Below are 14,726 nucleotides of genomic sequence, written 5' to 3'. Positions count from 1 at the left end.
TACCCAATCGCCGGCCGGGGTTAAACCGTTGCCTTCCTGCCAGCGGCCTGCCGGGGCCGCCGCCGGCGACGCCCCTTGGTGGCGGGCGCCCGCCCCTGCAGGCCACGGAACGACTCGGGCCGCACCTGCTCCAGCAACGGCGGCAGCGACGCCTCCAGCTCGGCCATGAAGGACTGGTAGCCCGCCTGCTTGCGGCTGATGGCGTCCAGCACCGCTTCCCAGCGGGCGGTCATGTCCGGGGTGGTGGCCGAATCGGGCAGGCTGGCGATCAGCTTGCATCCCGCCTCGGTGGCCTTGATCTGCTTGCCTTCCCGGGTGAGGAAAGCGCGCGTGAACAGCAATTCGATGATCCCGGCCCGGGTGGCCTCGGTGCCGAGGCCGTCGGTGTCGCGCAGTATCTTCTTCAGCCCGGCGTCGGTGACGTAGCGGGCGATATGGGTCATCGCCGCCAGCAGGGTGGCGTCGGTAAAGTGGCGGGGCGGCTGGGTCAGTTTGTCGAGCAGCTCACCCTGTACGCACAACAAGGATTCGCCCTCGCTCAGCGCGGGCAGCCCCGCCTGCAGTTCCGGGTCGTCCTCCGGCTCGGCCTCCTGCCTGCCGGGGGTGGCAAACAGCGCCTTCCAGCCCGGATGGATCTGCTGGCGGGCCCGGGCGATGAAACGCCCGCCGGCGATATCCACCTCGACCCGGCGGTCGTCATATTCCCAGGGTGGATAAAACTGCGCCAGGTACTGGCGGGCGATCAGGGTGTAGATATCCCGCTCGCCGCGGGACAACCGCTCGCCATCCATCGCCCTGGTGGTAGGAATGATGGCGTGATGCGCCTCCACCTTCTTGTCGTTCCAGGCCTTGCCGCGGCGTGACAGATCCGCCCCGCTCACCGCCGGCACCAGCTCGGGGCTGACCCGGGCCAGGGCTTCGCTCACCACTCCGGCCTGCCGGAAGTGTTCCTCGGGCAGGTAACGGCAGTCGGAACGGGGATAGGTGATCAGCTTGTGGCGTTCGTACAGGGCCTGGCAGATATCCAGCACCTGCTTGGCGCTGAGCCCGAAGCGGCGGGCGGCGTCGATCTGCAGGGCCGACAGATTATAGGGCAGCGGCGCGGCCTGCCGGTGCCGCTTCTGCTCCAGGCCAACCACCTTGCCCGGCTGGCCGCCGATGCGCCGGATCACGTTCTCCGCAAGTCGCCGGGACAGCACACGACCCTCTTCGTCCTGCCAGGGCAGGCAGGCGTCACTGGGTTGCCACTTGGCCTTGAAGCGCTCGCCATCCCCGGTCTGCAGCAGGGCAAACACCTCGTAATAGGGCTTGGCCCGAAAGTCGGCAATCTCCCGATCCCGACGCACCACCAGCCCCAGCACCGGGGTCTGTACCCGGCCCACGGACAATACCCCCTGGTAGCCCATCTTCTGGCCTTGCAGGGTGCACAGCCGGCTCATGTTGATGCCATAGAGCCAGTCGGCCCGGGAGCGAGCCAGGGCCGACACCGACAAGGGCACGAACTCCCGGTTGGGGCGCAGCGCCGCCAGGGCCTTGCTGACCGCCGCCGGGTTGAGATCGCTGATCAGACAGCGCTGCACCGCCTCCCGCTTGGCGGCGGGCACCCCGCAGTAGTTGATCACCTCGTCCACCAGCAACTGGCCTTCGCGGTCCGGATCCCCCACGTGAACGATACGGTCCGCTTCTTTCAGCAGTTTTTTCAGCACATTCAGCTGAGCGCGGGTCTTCGCCTTGGGCTCCAGCTTCCATTCCCGCGGTACTATCGGCAAATGCTCCAGCCGCCATTGCCTGAAGGCGGGATCATAGGCGTCGGGCTGGGCCTGCTCCAGCAGGTGGCCGATACACCAGCTCACCACATCGCCATTGCCGAGGCGAATGAAGCCGTCGCCCTTCTGCTGCGGTTTGGCCAGCACCTCGGCCAGGGCCCGCCCCAGGCTGGGCTTTTCGGCGATATAGAGGATCATAGAGCACACATGGTTACTGTATATGGATACAGGTTAGCAGCAGGGCGGGGCCGGCTTCAATAATCCCCGTGCAACAGGAAGTCGTCCATCGCATCCACCAGGTAAGACCAGTCGGCCTCGGGCACCGGGGTGGCGGGATCCTCCTCCCCTTCGCCGTACTCCTCCCAGTAGTGAGCGCGCAGGGCCAGGGCGAAGTCGCTGTAATCCTCGGCCAGCGCATACAGCGGGCCGAACCAGACGATGCGGGTCAGGCCCGCGGTGAGATCGTTGAGGTATTCCACCAGGGTTTCCGGTTCGGGGTACTGTTCCATCAGCAGTGCGAAACGCTCCCGGGCCACGGCGGTCTGCGCGTCGTCCAGCTCGCCCAGCTCGGCCACGTAATGCAGGTAGTCCTGCAGCACGTGCCGGCGGGCCTGATCCTCACCGGACAGCCACTGGCAACGGGTCTCCTTGCGGCTGATCACGGACAGGGCCACGCCCTCGTCAAGAAAACACAAGGCCCACAACTGATCGTCCATACATTACTCCGGCGCTTGGTTGAAACGGCCGCCAGTGTAGCCTAAAGCCGCCGGGTCTGGTACGTCCGCTGCAGCCAGCGGGTCAGCTTTTCGCGCCGCCACCACAGCAGGGACAGGCTGAGCGCCAGGTAGAGGGCCGGCTCCATCCAGCCGGACTTGACCCCCCACCAGAAGTGAATGGGGATCAGCAACGCACTCAGGTACACCCAATTGTGCAGCCCCTGCCAGTGCCTGCCGAGCCGCCGTTGCCAGCCCCTGGTGGAGGTGACGGCCAGCAGCAGCAGGATCAGCCAGGACAGCATCCCCAGGGTAATGAAGCCACGCTCGATGATCTCGGCGCCGATCTGCCCCCAGGCCAGCTGCAGGTCCAGCAGCAGCCACACCCCGAGGTGCAGGCTGGCGTAGGCGAAGCACCAGAGTCCCAGCAGCCGCCGCACCCGGATCAGGGCGCCGTTCTTCCACCACCTGGCCAGGGGCGACACACAGAGGGTCAGCAACAGCAGGCGCAGGGCCCAGCCCCCCAGGAACTGCAGCAGCTCGGGCACCGGATCGGCGCTGAAACGCCCCGCCGGCACGGCCCACAGCAACCACAGCAAGGGCATGGCGGCGGCACAGTGCAACGCCGCCTTGAGCCACGGCAAGGCTCTCGGGGTCAGCTTCATCAGTAGAACTTCCTCAGATCCATGCCCCGGTAGAGCGCCGCCACTTCTTCCTCGTAGCCGTTGAACATCAGCGTCGGCTGGCGCTCGCTGCCGAACAGCCCACCCTCGCCGATCACCCGTTCGCTGGCCTGGCTCCAGCGGGGATGATCCACGGTCGGGTTGACGTTGGCATAGAAGCCGTATTCGTGGGCGGCCAGCAGGTTCCAGGTGGTGGGCGGCTCTTGTTCGGTCAGGATGATGCGAACGATGGACTTGATGCCCTTGAAGCCGTATTTCCAGGGCACGATCAACCGCACCGGCGCACCGTTCTGCGGCGGCAGCGTCTTGCCGTACATACCGACCGTCAGCAGGGCCAGCGGGTGCATGGCTTCGTCCAGGCGCAGCCCTTCCACATAGGGATAGTCGATGCCGCCGCCGACAAAGCGGGACGACTGGCCACGCATCTGCTCGGGATCGTAGAGGGTTTCGAAGGCGACATACTTCGCCCCGGAGGTGGGCTCGGCGGCCCTGATGATCTCGGCCAGCGGCACTCCCAGCCAGGGGATCACCATGGACCAGGCCTCGACGCAGCGATGGCGGTAGATGCGCTCTTCCAGTCGCTGTTTTTCTATCCAGGACCAGACGTCGATGGTCTGCGGCCTGGCCACCTCCCCCGCTATGGTCAGGGTCCAGGGGCGGGTTTTGAGGTCCTGGGCGTAGCGCACCGGGTCCGATTTGTCGGTGCCGAACTCGTAGAAGTTGTTGTAGCTGATGGCCACCTTTTCGGCGGTTTGCGGCAGCGACAACCGGTAGGCCTCGGGTCGCTCGAACGTCAGTGGCCGGGTGGCCGCGGCGACGGACTGCTCCTGGCCGCTGCCCAGCAGGCTGTTGAGCAGGCTGGCGCCGGCGGGCGAACTCAGGGCCGCCGTCCCCAGCCCCAGCCCCAACCCCTGCAGGATCCGCCGCCGCTGTTGGTAGACGGCCTCGGGGGTAACGCTGTTTTCACTCAGATCCGATTTCTTCTTGCTGTAAATCCGCATGCGAGCTCCGTCGATAACCTTTCGTCGTTATAGAAGGAGCGCCACGGGCGGAAAAATCTTTCGTCAGTCGCCCTTGTCCTTGTAGGCACTGGCTTCGATGCCGTGACGGTTGAGCAGCTTGTAGAAATCGGTGCGGTTGCGTCCGGCCAGGCCGGCAGCCTGGGTGACGTTGCCGTCGGTCATGCGCAACACCTTGTTCAGATATACCCGCTCAAACTCGGCCCGGGCCTCGTTGAAGGTAGGAAAATGATCGCTGTTGCCCGACAGTATGCTCTCGATCAGCTGGGGGCCGATCACCGGGGAGGAGGCCAGCGCCACCGCCTGCTCCACCACGTTGAGCAACTGCCGCACGTTGCCGGGCCAGCTGGCCGCCGCCAGCATCGACAGGGCATCGGGCGAAAAGCCGGTCACCGGGGTGGCCTGGCGCTGCTTGAGCTGCTCCAGGCAGTGGCGGGCCAGCAGCGGGATGTCCTCGGGCCGCTCCTTCAGCGCCGGCATGCGCAGATTCACCACATTCAGCCGGTAGAACAGATCCTCCCGGAACTGGTTCTGCTCCATGGCCGCCACCAGATCCCGGTTGGTGGCAGAGAGGATACGCACATCGACCGGGATATTGCGGGTACTGCCGAGCGGCCGCACCTCCTGCTGCTCCAGTGCCCGCAGCAGCTTGGCCTGCAGTGGCAATGGCATGTCCCCCACCTCGTCCAGGAACAGGGTGCCGCCCTGGGCGGCGAGGAAAATCCCCGGGTGATCGGAGATGGCGCCGGTGAAGGCGCCCTTGACATGGCCGAACAGCTCGGACTCCAGCAACTGCTCGGGCAGGGCGGCACAGTTGAGGGCGATGAAGGGATAATCCTGGCGCGGGCTGGCATCGTGGATCGCCTTGGCCATCAGCTCCTTGCCGGCGCCGGAAGGGCCGGTGATCAGCACGCTGATGTCCAGCGGCGCGATACGCCTGGCCTGCTCCAGCACCACCGCCATCACCGGGCTGCGGGTCAGCATGCTGTGCTGCCAGCCATTGTCGTCGGCCGGCAGCGACACCGCCAGCGCCTCGTTGATGGTCTTGCGCAGGGCCTCCTTGTCGATGGGTTTGGTCAGGAAACCGAACACCCCGGAGCGGGTGGCGGTGACCGCGTCGGTGATGGAGCCGTGGGCGGTCATGATCACCACCGGCAGGCCCACGTACTGACGCTGGATCCGGTCGAACAGGGCCAGCCCGTCCATGCCGTCCATCTTCAGGTCGCTCAACACCAGATCCGGTCTGTCCCGCTCCAGCAGCTCCAGGGCCTCGGGCCCCGAGGTGGCGGTCTGCACCGCAAACCCTTCGCTCTTCAGCCTGAGCCCCAGCAATTTCAGCAGGCTGGCATCATCATCCACCAGCAGGATTTTGGCTTTACGCTTCATTGCGCCGACTCTTGATATCTGCGTTCGTTGATTTGTTCGTCTATGGTGGCCAGTTCGTTGAGCTTTTGCGTCAGGCTGTCAATCTGCTGCTGCCGCTCCGCCACCTGCCGCTGGCTGTTCAGCAGCGTCTGGTTATAAGCCTGGAACACCGCAAGCAGCGGCTGCAACCGGGGATCGGCCGACGACAACCGTTGCTGGAACAGCTGCTGGGCCTGCTGCCGCTGGCCGGCGCTGGCCCGGGGATGGCTCAGCCACAACGCCAGCTTGAGCTCATCCCGGTTCGCCGGCTGTTGCAGCAACTGGAGCTGTCGCTGCAGTTCGGTGTCGCTGCTGTGCATTACCTCGCCGGACAGCTGCAGCCACTCGAGTACCTCCTGGTGTTCGGGTTCCGGAGGCGATACCGGTTCGGACGGTGCCTGGGGCGGGAAAGAAAAAGGCAATGAACAGCCGGACAAGGCCAGCGCCAACACCCCACATACCCACAATCTAGTCATTTATTGTTCCTTTAATCCGTACTCTTGGGCAGACAGAGCTCAAAACAGACCAGATCTGCCACTGAAGTGTCAAGTGCCAAGCGTCCCCCCATGCTGATGGCCGCTTCACGTGCAATGCTCAATCCGATACCCGATCCCTTGAGTACCCCGGTGCGCTCCTGACTGCCTTGCACAAAGGGCTCGAAAATACGTTCCCTGTCCTGCTCCGGTATGGGTTGTCCGCTATTGGCGACACTCAGATAATAGTCATCCTCGCGCGCCCTCGCCTCAATGCGGATCAGCCCGCCGGCATCGCCATAATTTACCGCATTGGAGATCAGATTATCCAACACCAGCTTCAGCCGGTGGCCATCCGCCATCGGCGGTGACTCATCCAGTTCGAGACTGACCCGCATGGCCTTGTTTTCGATGGTCAGGCGGTGGGCCTCCAGGCTCTGTTCGAGCAACGGCAGCACCGCCACTGGCTCCTGATATACCTGCACCTGCTGCACCCGGTTATAGTCGAGCAGTTGCTCGATCAGGCCCTGCAGGCGAAAGCTGTTGTGCACCAGCAGCTCGCAGATCTCCTCCTGCTCCTGGGTCAGCGGCCCGGTGACTTTTTCCGCGAGCAGATCGGCACCCTCGCGCAGGCTGGCCAGGGGCGTTTTCAGCTCGTGGGACAGGTGGCGCAGGAACTGCATCTTCTGCGCCTCCAGCTCCCGCAGCCGATGGTGTAACCACAGCAGCCGTTCCCCCAGCTCCACCAGCTCCGCCGGCCCGCGGATGGCCCGTTCGTCCGGCTCGACGCCGGCCCCCAGGCTCAGGATCCGCCGTTCCAGCTGCCGTACCGGGCGGATAATCAGGTAGGTGAAGAGCAGCACCAGCAACAGGCTGGCACCGCCCAAGGCGGCGCTCAGAACCCACAGCCGCTGACGGACCTGGATCACGTGCTCGCGCACCTGCTGGATGCGCCCGTCTATTTGCTCCCGGGTCAGTCGATCCAGCTCCAGGGTTCCGCTGTTGAAGGCATCGAACACCCCGACCTGTTCACGGATCTGCTCCCCCCCGGCCTGGGCCAGGTCGACCAGCCCGATCAGCTGATCCTGCAGCGAGGCCGCCAGCGGGCCGGCCTCCACCACCAGCAGCAGGCTGTCCAGCTCCTGCCGGTAACGCTCCAGCAGACGCAAATAAGACAACCGCAGGTCCGGTGTTTCCAGCACCGCGTAACGGCGAATAGTGCGCTCCATATCCAGCGCCAGATCGTTCAGATCCGACGCCCGCCGGGTATCGACCACGGCACTTTCGATGCCGTCCTGGGCCAGTTGGATAACCTGCTCCAGACTGCGGCTGTTCTGAATGACCAGCAGGATCAGCGGCAGCAATACCAGGGTGAAGGCTATCAGTACCAATCTCAGTAAAGAACGGGGAGCAAAACCCGCAACCGCCTGTGACATTATCCACATACTCATCGACCGTGAAGACCAACAGGATATCAAAAGCGCCGACGCGCCAAGCAAAAAAAAAACCGGTCGGGGGACGACCGGCATTTAAAAGAACTACAGATTGTGCATCCCTGCACGGGTCCGACACACTCTCAATGCCGCTGTTCGGCAGTATCAGACAACGAGAGTAAAAGCAAACTTCGGGCCATAATTTATAAATCATTTATTTTCAATTAGTTATGGAAAACCAAGAGCCGCCTCGCCGGCAAAGATGTATCCATTAAGAGACGCAATAGGCTTATTTTATAAAAATACCATTAGAAACAAACAGTTAACATGTCTCCTTTTGAGCACACCCCAAGCGCTCGCCCTTCCTGGTCGCCGCTGCCCCCCCGCAAAATACGCTATGCTGATAGAGAACCGAGGTGCAGGCTATCAATCATCCAGACGGCACCAATTGGATCACCGAGAAAAAGGATGCCACACTCGGTTTATCAAGCATTTAAGGAGAATGGCGATGGCAACAGTAAACGAAATAATGCGACACAGCCTGCCGATGCTGACTGCCGACATGTCGATTTCCGAGGCGCTGGACAGAATGCTGGAATCCGGGCTGAGCGGCCTGCCGGTAGTGACTCCCCAACGACACATCGTCGGCTTTTTATCCGAGCAGGACTGCATTCCCACGCTGATCAACGCCAACTACCACTGTGACAGCCGATCCAAGGTGAGCGATCTGATGCGCACCGAGTCACTGACGGTCACCCCGGATACCGATGTGTTCGAACTGGCCCGCACCATGGGCGGCGCCAAACCCAAACTCTACCCGGTAGTGGAAGGCAAGAAGGTGGTGGGCATCGTCACCCGCCACCAGGTGATGAGCTTCCTCAATAACCAGCTGAAAACCTGCCTGGCAACGTACTGAATACGGCAGTACCCCATGAGGAAGCGGTAAGCAGGATCCGGCATCCTGCCTGCAGCAAGGTCAGAATCGATAGGGCAGCCGGATGCCGACCACATAATCGGGCGCATCCGGGGTCAGCCCCGCCGCCCAGTTGACCACCAGTGACAGCTTGTCCGTCATCGCCCAGGTGACCCCCATTCCCAGGCTGGCGGAGTTGCTGTCGGAGCCGGCGATCTTTACCTTGTCCCCACCATCCGGATGCTGTTCCGCCTCCTTGCCAAACTGCTGGTTGAAGTTCATGGACAGACTCAGCCGCTCATTCAGGGCGAAGGCCATGCCCATGCCATAGCCGAATGCATCGCCAAGACGGACCTTGCCCGGCTGATTGCCCTCGGCGGCAGAAATATCATCGAAGCTGCGCTCGAGGTGATGGGTATAGTTGATGCTGGCGAAGATAATGGCCGGGTCGAGTGTCTTGACCGCGGAAAAACCGGTGGACAAGGCCCACAGGCCATTACCGGTCGGCAGTTCGGTGGGTACCGTCAAGTTGCTCTCATCCCCCCCTACCCGCTCTTCCGGGATCCCGTAGGGATCCCTGCCGGTCGGTGCCTTGACCCGTAAATTCCATACCAGATCGGGGCTGGTGTCGGTTTCCGTCAACAGCCGGTAAAACACCGCCGCACTGATGTCTCCCAGCCCCCCTTCGTTGAGGGAGTGCTCACTGATACCGTCGCGCCCATCGCCGTCTTTACCGACGGAGTAGTAATGACTGTAGCGGTAAAGATAGGGCAATTGCAGCTCCGCCTGCCAGCGGTCGTTAAAGGTATAACGACCGGTGAGATCGGCCGTCCACTGGTGCGCCCGGATCCGGTCCACGTCCACTTGGCCGAGAAAGATGGCGTCGAGCACCAGAAAGCCGTTGAAGATCAGATCCTTTCTGTCGTAATAGGTATAGGTCAGGCCCGCCTCCAGGCTGAATTTCCGATCGAACACATTGTGCTGCTCGAGCAGCAGATCTTCCGTCGATCTCCCCTGCTGGGGAGAACGCGGCTCCCCCTCCACCCGCTCCGTCATGCCTTCGGCAACCGGAGAAGAAATACCGGAGGGTGTCTGGGTCGCCGACAATTGTTGCTGTAATTGAAAAAGCTGTTGGTTTTGCAGAATAAGTTGCTGCCGCAGCGCATCGATCTGCTGCTGCAACAAGGCCGCGTCGGCACCCTCTTGTGCCAGCACAACCGAAGACACCAAGGTCGCCAAAGGTAGGGAAAATGCCACTGCTGCTTTCTTCATATTATTGAGCTCCCTGCTAAACGGAGTTCGTCATCGGATGAACTCCATCGGTAAGTTATTCTTGAGAGACTTGGCCTCATTGGATAGTGACCATAGATCGGCAAGATCGAGGTAGAGATTTGCCTGGTTGAAGAGTAGCTGATTATCTCCCTTGGCTCGCAGTTGCTGTACTATCCCCTTGCCACCGGGATTGCTGCGCAATGACTGTCCTCCGAACACGTCCCCCTCCGCATAGAGGCCGACCCCCATGCCGGCCGAAGAGACGTCGTACCTGGCGGTGATCCCCCCCGGCAAAGCCACGCTATAGTGTCCGAGTGCCAGTTCGGTGCCCTTTAGCGGCATAAGGCCATTCTTGACCGCCAGCTCGTTGATGCCCGTGTTGGACAAGCCAGCCAGCTGTATCGTCTGCACCAGGCCAGACCCCTTGACCTCCATTGCCCCGGGTTGCACATCCGCAACCAGCCCATCCTGGTAGGAGCGAACCTCCAGTTCAGGTGATGCCCCCGGCGAAAATCCGACCTGCATGCCCACCGTGCTGACCATGCCATGAGGACCGACCATGCTGGACACAAACTCAATACCGAAGTAATGGGCCTGACGACCCGAAATGAACTTGCCGCGCTGATGCTCCAGCACGGTATCGTCCAACACAATGCCAAAACTGCCTCCCTGGATTAACTCCTGTACCCCTATCTCCTGGCCATGGCTCAGTCCCGCGGCCATCACAAATACTCCCACCGACCATTTCATGACTCGCCTCACAACAGATCCTTGTGACTAAAACCAAACTCCATCAGGGCGGCATCGGACACCGGCACGAAACGACGACTGCTTCCTCTCGCCGTTAACGGTCCTCTTGGGTTTGAAAGAATGGAGTTTTTGTCGTATCCACGACCCACCACGGCCAGGATGATGTTATTCCAGGCCTGCTCAAACTCATCCATGTCGATCATTTTATTACCCAACGCCGGGTCCGCTATATAAGCCCTTCCCTTTTCATCCACTTTTTTAAGCACGACAAAATGATGAAAGCCATTGATATTCAGCAGCACGACAACCGGTACGACCAAGAAATAAAGGGCATCGATGTCGACACTATATCCCTTCGCCTCCATACCGATCATTTCCACATATCCTTTCATATCCAGCATGGAAAAGCCGTACCGAGCCACCATGGTCGGATCGGACATGGCCAGCATGCCGTCCATCACCCATTGCTCATTGGTGTTGATATGGTAGGAATATTTAAGAATAGTGGCCAAGGCCGCGGCACCACAGCTGAAATCAGTCTGTTGGCGGACCACGCCGATAAACTTCTGCTCCTTCAGGCTGATCACCGGCTTACGCCAGTCGCCGCCCCCCGGGACTATGGCACTGGTGTTGATGCCTGCCGCCGTTACGGAAAAAGACAACAAACCACTCAACAATAAGATCTTCATACCGCCTCCTGCAAAAAAAGACTCCGGGATCCCTCCCGGAGTCCCCCGCCTAGAAGCTGACATTGCCCGCGCTGACGGCGAGGCTGTTGCTTTGCAAGTTATTGGAGCCGGCGGCGATATTCACGCCGATATTACCCATGTTGTTCGACAGCGATCCCGCCCCCAGGGACGCATTGTTGTTGCTGGAGGAATAGCTGGCGGTGTTGTAAGTGGCCATCTGATTGTTGTACACGGTAGCCACCGCCGCCTGCAGGACCCCGTTGCCGACGGCCGCCGCCAGGTTGTTGGTCTGCAGGTTGCCATCGCCCGCCGCAGCGTTCACCCCGACGTTGCCACTATTACCGTTGATGGAGTTTTTGCCCATCTCGGCTTTGTTTAAGCTGCCAGTATAAGTGGAGTCGTTATCATCGGACTTCTGCTTGTTGGACACGGTGGCCACCGCCGCAAAGTACTCCCCGTTGCCCACAGCGGCAGCGAAGTTGTTCGCCTGCAGGTTGCCGCTGCCCGCGGCGACGTTTACCCCAACATTACCGCTGTTATTCTTGATGGAGTTATCACCCAAATAAGTGGTATTGGAACTGCCCTTGACGGTAGTCTTGTTACCACCCACATACTGATCCGAGAAGATTTCGGCATCCACCGTCGGTTTGGATACATCCTTGCTTCCACCTTTTTTGTCTTTACCGTAATAGGCGCCCCAGTTATCACCCCCCACCTGTTCCTGCACCGCCAGGGCTACATTATTGGCCTGCACGTTTCCGCTGCCGGCTGCCATATTCAGCCCGACATTACCGGAATTATTGCCAATGGCGTCGTTGCCGAGCGAGGTATTATTCGAACTTCCCTTGTAGTTATAGATATCATAGGTGGTGGTATTGTCAGTGAAAGACTGTTTGTTCTCAACCACGGCAAACCCTTTCACTTTCAGATACTCTTTGAATCCCATATCCACTTGAAAATCCGCATTAATTTTAACCGCCTTGTCATATTCTATGACATCGTAGTCGTTGGCCGAAGCATAACCACTCAGGCTCAGCATAACCACGGCCGCAACGGGGGGGATAGTCAGCTTGTTCATTGTCTCTCTCCTTGAAAGCAATATAATTTCGCTGCTACGGAATAAGAAGTTTGTTGCCATAGCAGCCATCACTACTTGACTAAGGGCATGGATACCCGGTTTACCGCTATATTGCCGTGACCGGCAATCTGGTTGATTTGAATAATGCCCTGAGCACCATTCAATGCATTCTCGTGCAGGGAGGTATGATATGACCCCGCACCTTCTTGTTGTCCGGAAGTAGGTGTCGTTCCAGCGCCATTCACCGCCAGCAAGGTATCGGAATCGACGGAAGTCCCGGCTCCAAAGGCCAGCTCGACGATATTCAACCCGATATTGCCACTGCCGCTGGCCTGGTTGATGGAGATGGCTCCCGTCGCCTGTTGCAGTGCACCCTGTTCGATGCTGACTTCGAGCGCCTGGGGGTGAGAGGATAGGGTGATCTGGGACTGCATAAGGGATTCACTGGCCGCCAGCGCCGCCTGGCCGACACCGATGGCACGCAGGTTGGCCTGGACATTACCCGAGCCGGCGGCCATATTGACGCCGAGTATACCGCGCATGCCGGACAGGGCCTCAGGTCCCACGGTGGCAACATCCGCCACCACCCCAAACGGAACCATGATCGATACCACCATAATGATTGCTCTGTAGCCTTGCATCGTCTGACGCTCCATGTCATTCCGTCAGCATTCTATCCAGCAAGTAGAGTGCCAATATTTAAGCCATTGAATTTAATGATGAGTTTTAAAAACCTCTTCTTCGCCTGGCTCATTAACGAGACGGTCTCCACCTGTATTCAGGAGGTAACATCATGATAAACACGGACAAAAATAAACAATTTAACTCCCATAACACTGTCTTAATAATGAGACGTCAATTCTTTGATTAACAAATCAATAAAAATCGCATGAATTCAAACAAATAAAAATGGCCGCCGACGATAAACAGTAAAATGCCCGCTTTCTGTGCCTCTCCTGTAAAAATATTGTCTATCCTTACAGGCAGCTAATTAACCGATGCGGGCATCACTAACGCCGTCGTTTGACAAGGTTCATTCATCACCAAATCTCACCGAGATAACATGGCGGTGATTCGGGATGGTGTTAGCGCGACTTTACCTCTCGGAATTGAGGTATAAACCGATGCCGCGTCAATTAGTTAAACCATAACAATAAGCAGGGATTCGCTTATGAACAGCATGGCAACAGACACGGCGGACCTTTGTGTCTGCCACAGAGACATGGCTACTGCCAATAAAATCAAGGATATGGCATCGAATATAGTACATATTACCGATCTCAAGGAATTTATCGGTCACCCGGGCAGAAACAAGATAGGATTGTTGTTGCTCAACCTCGATCTCGACACAAAGGAAGAGCTCATCGAGTCCATAAAACAACGCCAACCACAGCTGTTGCTGGTAGCCCTGGTCTCGAAAGACATGCTCGAAAACCCGGAAATAAGGTTCTTGCTCAAAAATTACTTTCACGACTTTCACACCTATCCCCTCGATTACCCCCGTTTGCGCCATCTACTGGGCCATGGCCTCGGCATGGCCAGGCTGCATGTGCCCAATCACGCTGGCCGATCTCCCTCGACCGCGAATACAATCATGGGAGAGAGCGCCTGTGTGGAGCATCTTCGCCAACAGATATTGCGACTGTCCGAGTGTCATCTGCCCGTCCTGATCACCGGCGAAAGCGGCACAGGCAAGGAGCTGGTTGCCCAGACCCTGCACCGGAATTCACCACGGGCAGCAAGACCCTTTATTGCTGTCAACTGTGGCGCTCTACCCCGGCAGCTGATCCAGTCGGAGCTCTTCGGGCATGAGAAAGGAGCCTTTACCGGGGCGACCCATAGAAAAATCGGAAAACTGGAAGCCGCCGACAAAGGCGTATTGTTTCTCGATGAAATCGGCGATCTTCCCCTGGAAGAACAGGTCAACCTGCTGCGTTTCCTACAGGAAAAGACCATTGAGCGAGTCGGCTCACACCAGCCGATCTGTCTCGATGTTCGCATCGTCGCCGCCACCCACGTCAACCTTGAAGATGCCATAAAGGAGGGGCGATTCCGGGAAGACCTTTACTTTCGGCTCAATGTGGTCCGGTTGAAAGTGCCCCCACTCAGGGCCAGGGGCCGGGATATCCAACTGCTTGCCCATGCGTTTCTCATAGCCAGCAGACAAAGCCGGGTATTGGGCTTTGCCCCGGACGCGGAACGCGCCATGCTCACCCACGGCTGGCCGGGCAATGTGCGGGAGCTGATGAATCGGGTACAGAGTGCGGCGGTGATGTGCCCCGGACGTTACATCCGGGCCGCCGATCTGGAGCTGGGGCAGAGCTCATCCGCTTCTCCCGACTGCCTCAGGGAAATAAAGGAATTGGCCGAACGGGAGGCGCTGGCCAAGGCGATTTGCCAGTCTCAGGGCAAGATGAGCTATGTAGCGGAACAGTTGAAGATTTCCAGGGCCACCCTGTACCGGCTGCTGGATAAACACAGCCTGCTGTAGCACTACTCCCCAAATGCAAAGGGCGCCGAGGCGCCCTTTGTC

Annotated in this window: 14 protein-coding genes; 2 read left to right on the top strand and 12 right to left on the bottom strand. The window is 59.5% G+C overall.

Annotated elements, in window-relative coordinates:
* Positions 1–20: 20 nt before the first annotated feature.
* From C7H85_RS17340 to C7H85_RS17310, 7 genes are all read right to left on the bottom strand, one after another.
* Positions 21–1,964 carry a DNA topoisomerase III gene (locus C7H85_RS17340; RefSeq protein ID WP_106730970.1) on the bottom strand — a complete coding sequence of 648 codons (1,944 nt, stop codon included), beginning with the start codon at positions 1,962–1,964 and terminating at the stop codon, positions 21–23.
* 56 nt (positions 1,965–2,020) lie between these two features.
* Complete coding sequence (locus C7H85_RS17335) at positions 2,021–2,482, bottom strand: hypothetical protein (protein ID WP_106730969.1); 462 nt, start codon at positions 2,480–2,482, stop codon at positions 2,021–2,023.
* A gap of 41 nt (positions 2,483–2,523) precedes the next feature.
* Positions 2,524–3,144, bottom strand: a complete 621-nt coding sequence (locus C7H85_RS17330; protein ID WP_106730968.1) for a protein-methionine-sulfoxide reductase heme-binding subunit MsrQ — start codon at positions 3,142–3,144, stop codon at positions 2,524–2,526.
* The gene (gene msrP / locus C7H85_RS17325) at positions 3,144–4,163 is read right to left on the bottom strand and encodes a protein-methionine-sulfoxide reductase catalytic subunit MsrP (protein ID WP_106730967.1); all 1,020 of its coding nucleotides are present in this window, start codon (positions 4,161–4,163) and stop codon (positions 3,144–3,146) included. Before msrP ends, C7H85_RS17330 begins: the two co-directional genes overlap by 1 nt.
* A gap of 63 nt (positions 4,164–4,226) precedes the next feature.
* The gene (locus tag C7H85_RS17320; protein WP_106730966.1) at positions 4,227–5,567 is read right to left on the bottom strand and encodes a sigma 54-interacting transcriptional regulator; all 1,341 of its coding nucleotides are present in this window, start codon (positions 5,565–5,567) and stop codon (positions 4,227–4,229) included.
* A complete protein-coding gene (locus C7H85_RS17315; RefSeq protein ID WP_106730965.1) occupies positions 5,564–6,061 on the bottom strand; it encodes a hypothetical protein in 498 nt (165 codons plus the stop codon). The genes C7H85_RS17320 and C7H85_RS17315 overlap by 4 nt, the downstream gene beginning before the upstream one ends.
* A gap of 11 nt (positions 6,062–6,072) precedes the next feature.
* Positions 6,073–7,449, bottom strand: coding sequence for a sensor histidine kinase (locus C7H85_RS17310; RefSeq protein ID WP_425445081.1), 1,377 nt, complete (start codon positions 7,447–7,449; stop codon positions 6,073–6,075).
* A 550-nt stretch (positions 7,450–7,999) separates the two neighbouring features.
* Here C7H85_RS17310 and C7H85_RS17305 point away from each other — a divergent pair.
* On the top strand, positions 8,000–8,407 hold the full coding sequence (locus tag C7H85_RS17305; protein WP_106730963.1) for a CBS domain-containing protein: 408 nt from the start codon (positions 8,000–8,002) through the stop codon (positions 8,405–8,407).
* A 60-nt stretch (positions 8,408–8,467) separates the two neighbouring features.
* Here the strand turns inward: C7H85_RS17305 and C7H85_RS17300 are convergent, their stop codons facing one another.
* From C7H85_RS17300 to C7H85_RS17280, 5 genes are all read right to left on the bottom strand, one after another.
* The gene (locus C7H85_RS17300; RefSeq protein ID WP_106730962.1) at positions 8,468–9,676 is read right to left on the bottom strand and encodes a transporter; all 1,209 of its coding nucleotides are present in this window, start codon (positions 9,674–9,676) and stop codon (positions 8,468–8,470) included.
* A gap of 30 nt (positions 9,677–9,706) precedes the next feature.
* Positions 9,707–10,426 (bottom strand): hypothetical protein, encoded by a 720-nt coding sequence (locus tag C7H85_RS17295; protein WP_106730961.1) that lies wholly within the window; start codon positions 10,424–10,426, stop codon positions 9,707–9,709.
* 8 nt (positions 10,427–10,434) lie between these two features.
* Positions 10,435–11,115, bottom strand: coding sequence for a C39 family peptidase (locus C7H85_RS17290; protein ID WP_106730960.1), 681 nt, complete (start codon positions 11,113–11,115; stop codon positions 10,435–10,437).
* A 49-nt stretch (positions 11,116–11,164) separates the two neighbouring features.
* Positions 11,165–12,193: a hypothetical protein gene (locus C7H85_RS17285; protein WP_106730959.1), complete on the bottom strand. Its 1,029-nt coding sequence runs from the start codon at positions 12,191–12,193 to the stop codon at positions 11,165–11,167.
* Positions 12,194–12,264: 71 nt separating this feature from the next.
* Positions 12,265–12,849 (bottom strand): hypothetical protein, encoded by a 585-nt coding sequence (locus C7H85_RS17280; protein WP_106730958.1) that lies wholly within the window; start codon positions 12,847–12,849, stop codon positions 12,265–12,267.
* A gap of 515 nt (positions 12,850–13,364) precedes the next feature.
* Here C7H85_RS17280 and C7H85_RS17275 point away from each other — a divergent pair.
* Entirely contained in the window at positions 13,365–14,684 is a 1,320-nt protein-coding gene (locus tag C7H85_RS17275) for a sigma-54 dependent transcriptional regulator (protein WP_106730957.1), read from the top strand.
* The last annotated feature ends 42 nt before the right edge of the window (positions 14,685–14,726 follow it).

The organism is Zobellella endophytica (assembly GCF_003012775.1).
Lineage (GTDB): Bacteria > Pseudomonadota > Gammaproteobacteria > Enterobacterales > Aeromonadaceae > Oceanimonas > Oceanimonas endophytica.
The sequence above is the reverse complement of the archived record's forward strand: the minus strand, read 5'-3'. Positions and strand labels throughout refer to the sequence as shown.

Bases quoted from the DNA above. Each gene is read 5' to 3' on its own strand.
- C7H85_RS17340 (WP_106730970.1), bottom strand. From the start codon at position 1,964: ATGATCCTCTATATCGCCGAAAAGCCCAGCCTGGGGCGGGCCCTGGCC.
- C7H85_RS17335 (WP_106730969.1), bottom strand. From the start codon at position 2,482: ATGGACGATCAGTTGTGGGCCTTGTGTTTTCTTGACGAGGGCGTGGCC.
- C7H85_RS17330 (WP_106730968.1), bottom strand. From the start codon at position 3,144: ATGAAGCTGACCCCGAGAGCCTTGCCGTGGCTCAAGGCGGCGTTGCAC.
- msrP (WP_106730967.1), bottom strand. From the start codon at position 4,163: ATGCGGATTTACAGCAAGAAGAAATCGGATCTGAGTGAAAACAGCGTT.
- C7H85_RS17320 (WP_106730966.1), bottom strand. From the start codon at position 5,567: ATGAAGCGTAAAGCCAAAATCCTGCTGGTGGATGATGATGCCAGCCTG.
- C7H85_RS17315 (WP_106730965.1), bottom strand. From the start codon at position 6,061: ATGACTAGATTGTGGGTATGTGGGGTGTTGGCGCTGGCCTTGTCCGGC.
- C7H85_RS17305 (WP_106730963.1), top strand. From the start codon at position 8,000: ATGGCAACAGTAAACGAAATAATGCGACACAGCCTGCCGATGCTGACT.
- C7H85_RS17300 (WP_106730962.1), bottom strand. From the start codon at position 9,676: ATGAAGAAAGCAGCAGTGGCATTTTCCCTACCTTTGGCGACCTTGGTG.
- C7H85_RS17295 (WP_106730961.1), bottom strand. From the start codon at position 10,426: ATGAAATGGTCGGTGGGAGTATTTGTGATGGCCGCGGGACTGAGCCAT.
- C7H85_RS17290 (WP_106730960.1), bottom strand. From the start codon at position 11,115: ATGAAGATCTTATTGTTGAGTGGTTTGTTGTCTTTTTCCGTAACGGCG.
- C7H85_RS17285 (WP_106730959.1), bottom strand. From the start codon at position 12,193: ATGAACAAGCTGACTATCCCCCCCGTTGCGGCCGTGGTTATGCTGAGC.
- C7H85_RS17280 (WP_106730958.1), bottom strand. From the start codon at position 12,849: ATGGAGCGTCAGACGATGCAAGGCTACAGAGCAATCATTATGGTGGTA.
- C7H85_RS17275 (WP_106730957.1), top strand. From the start codon at position 13,365: ATGAACAGCATGGCAACAGACACGGCGGACCTTTGTGTCTGCCACAGA.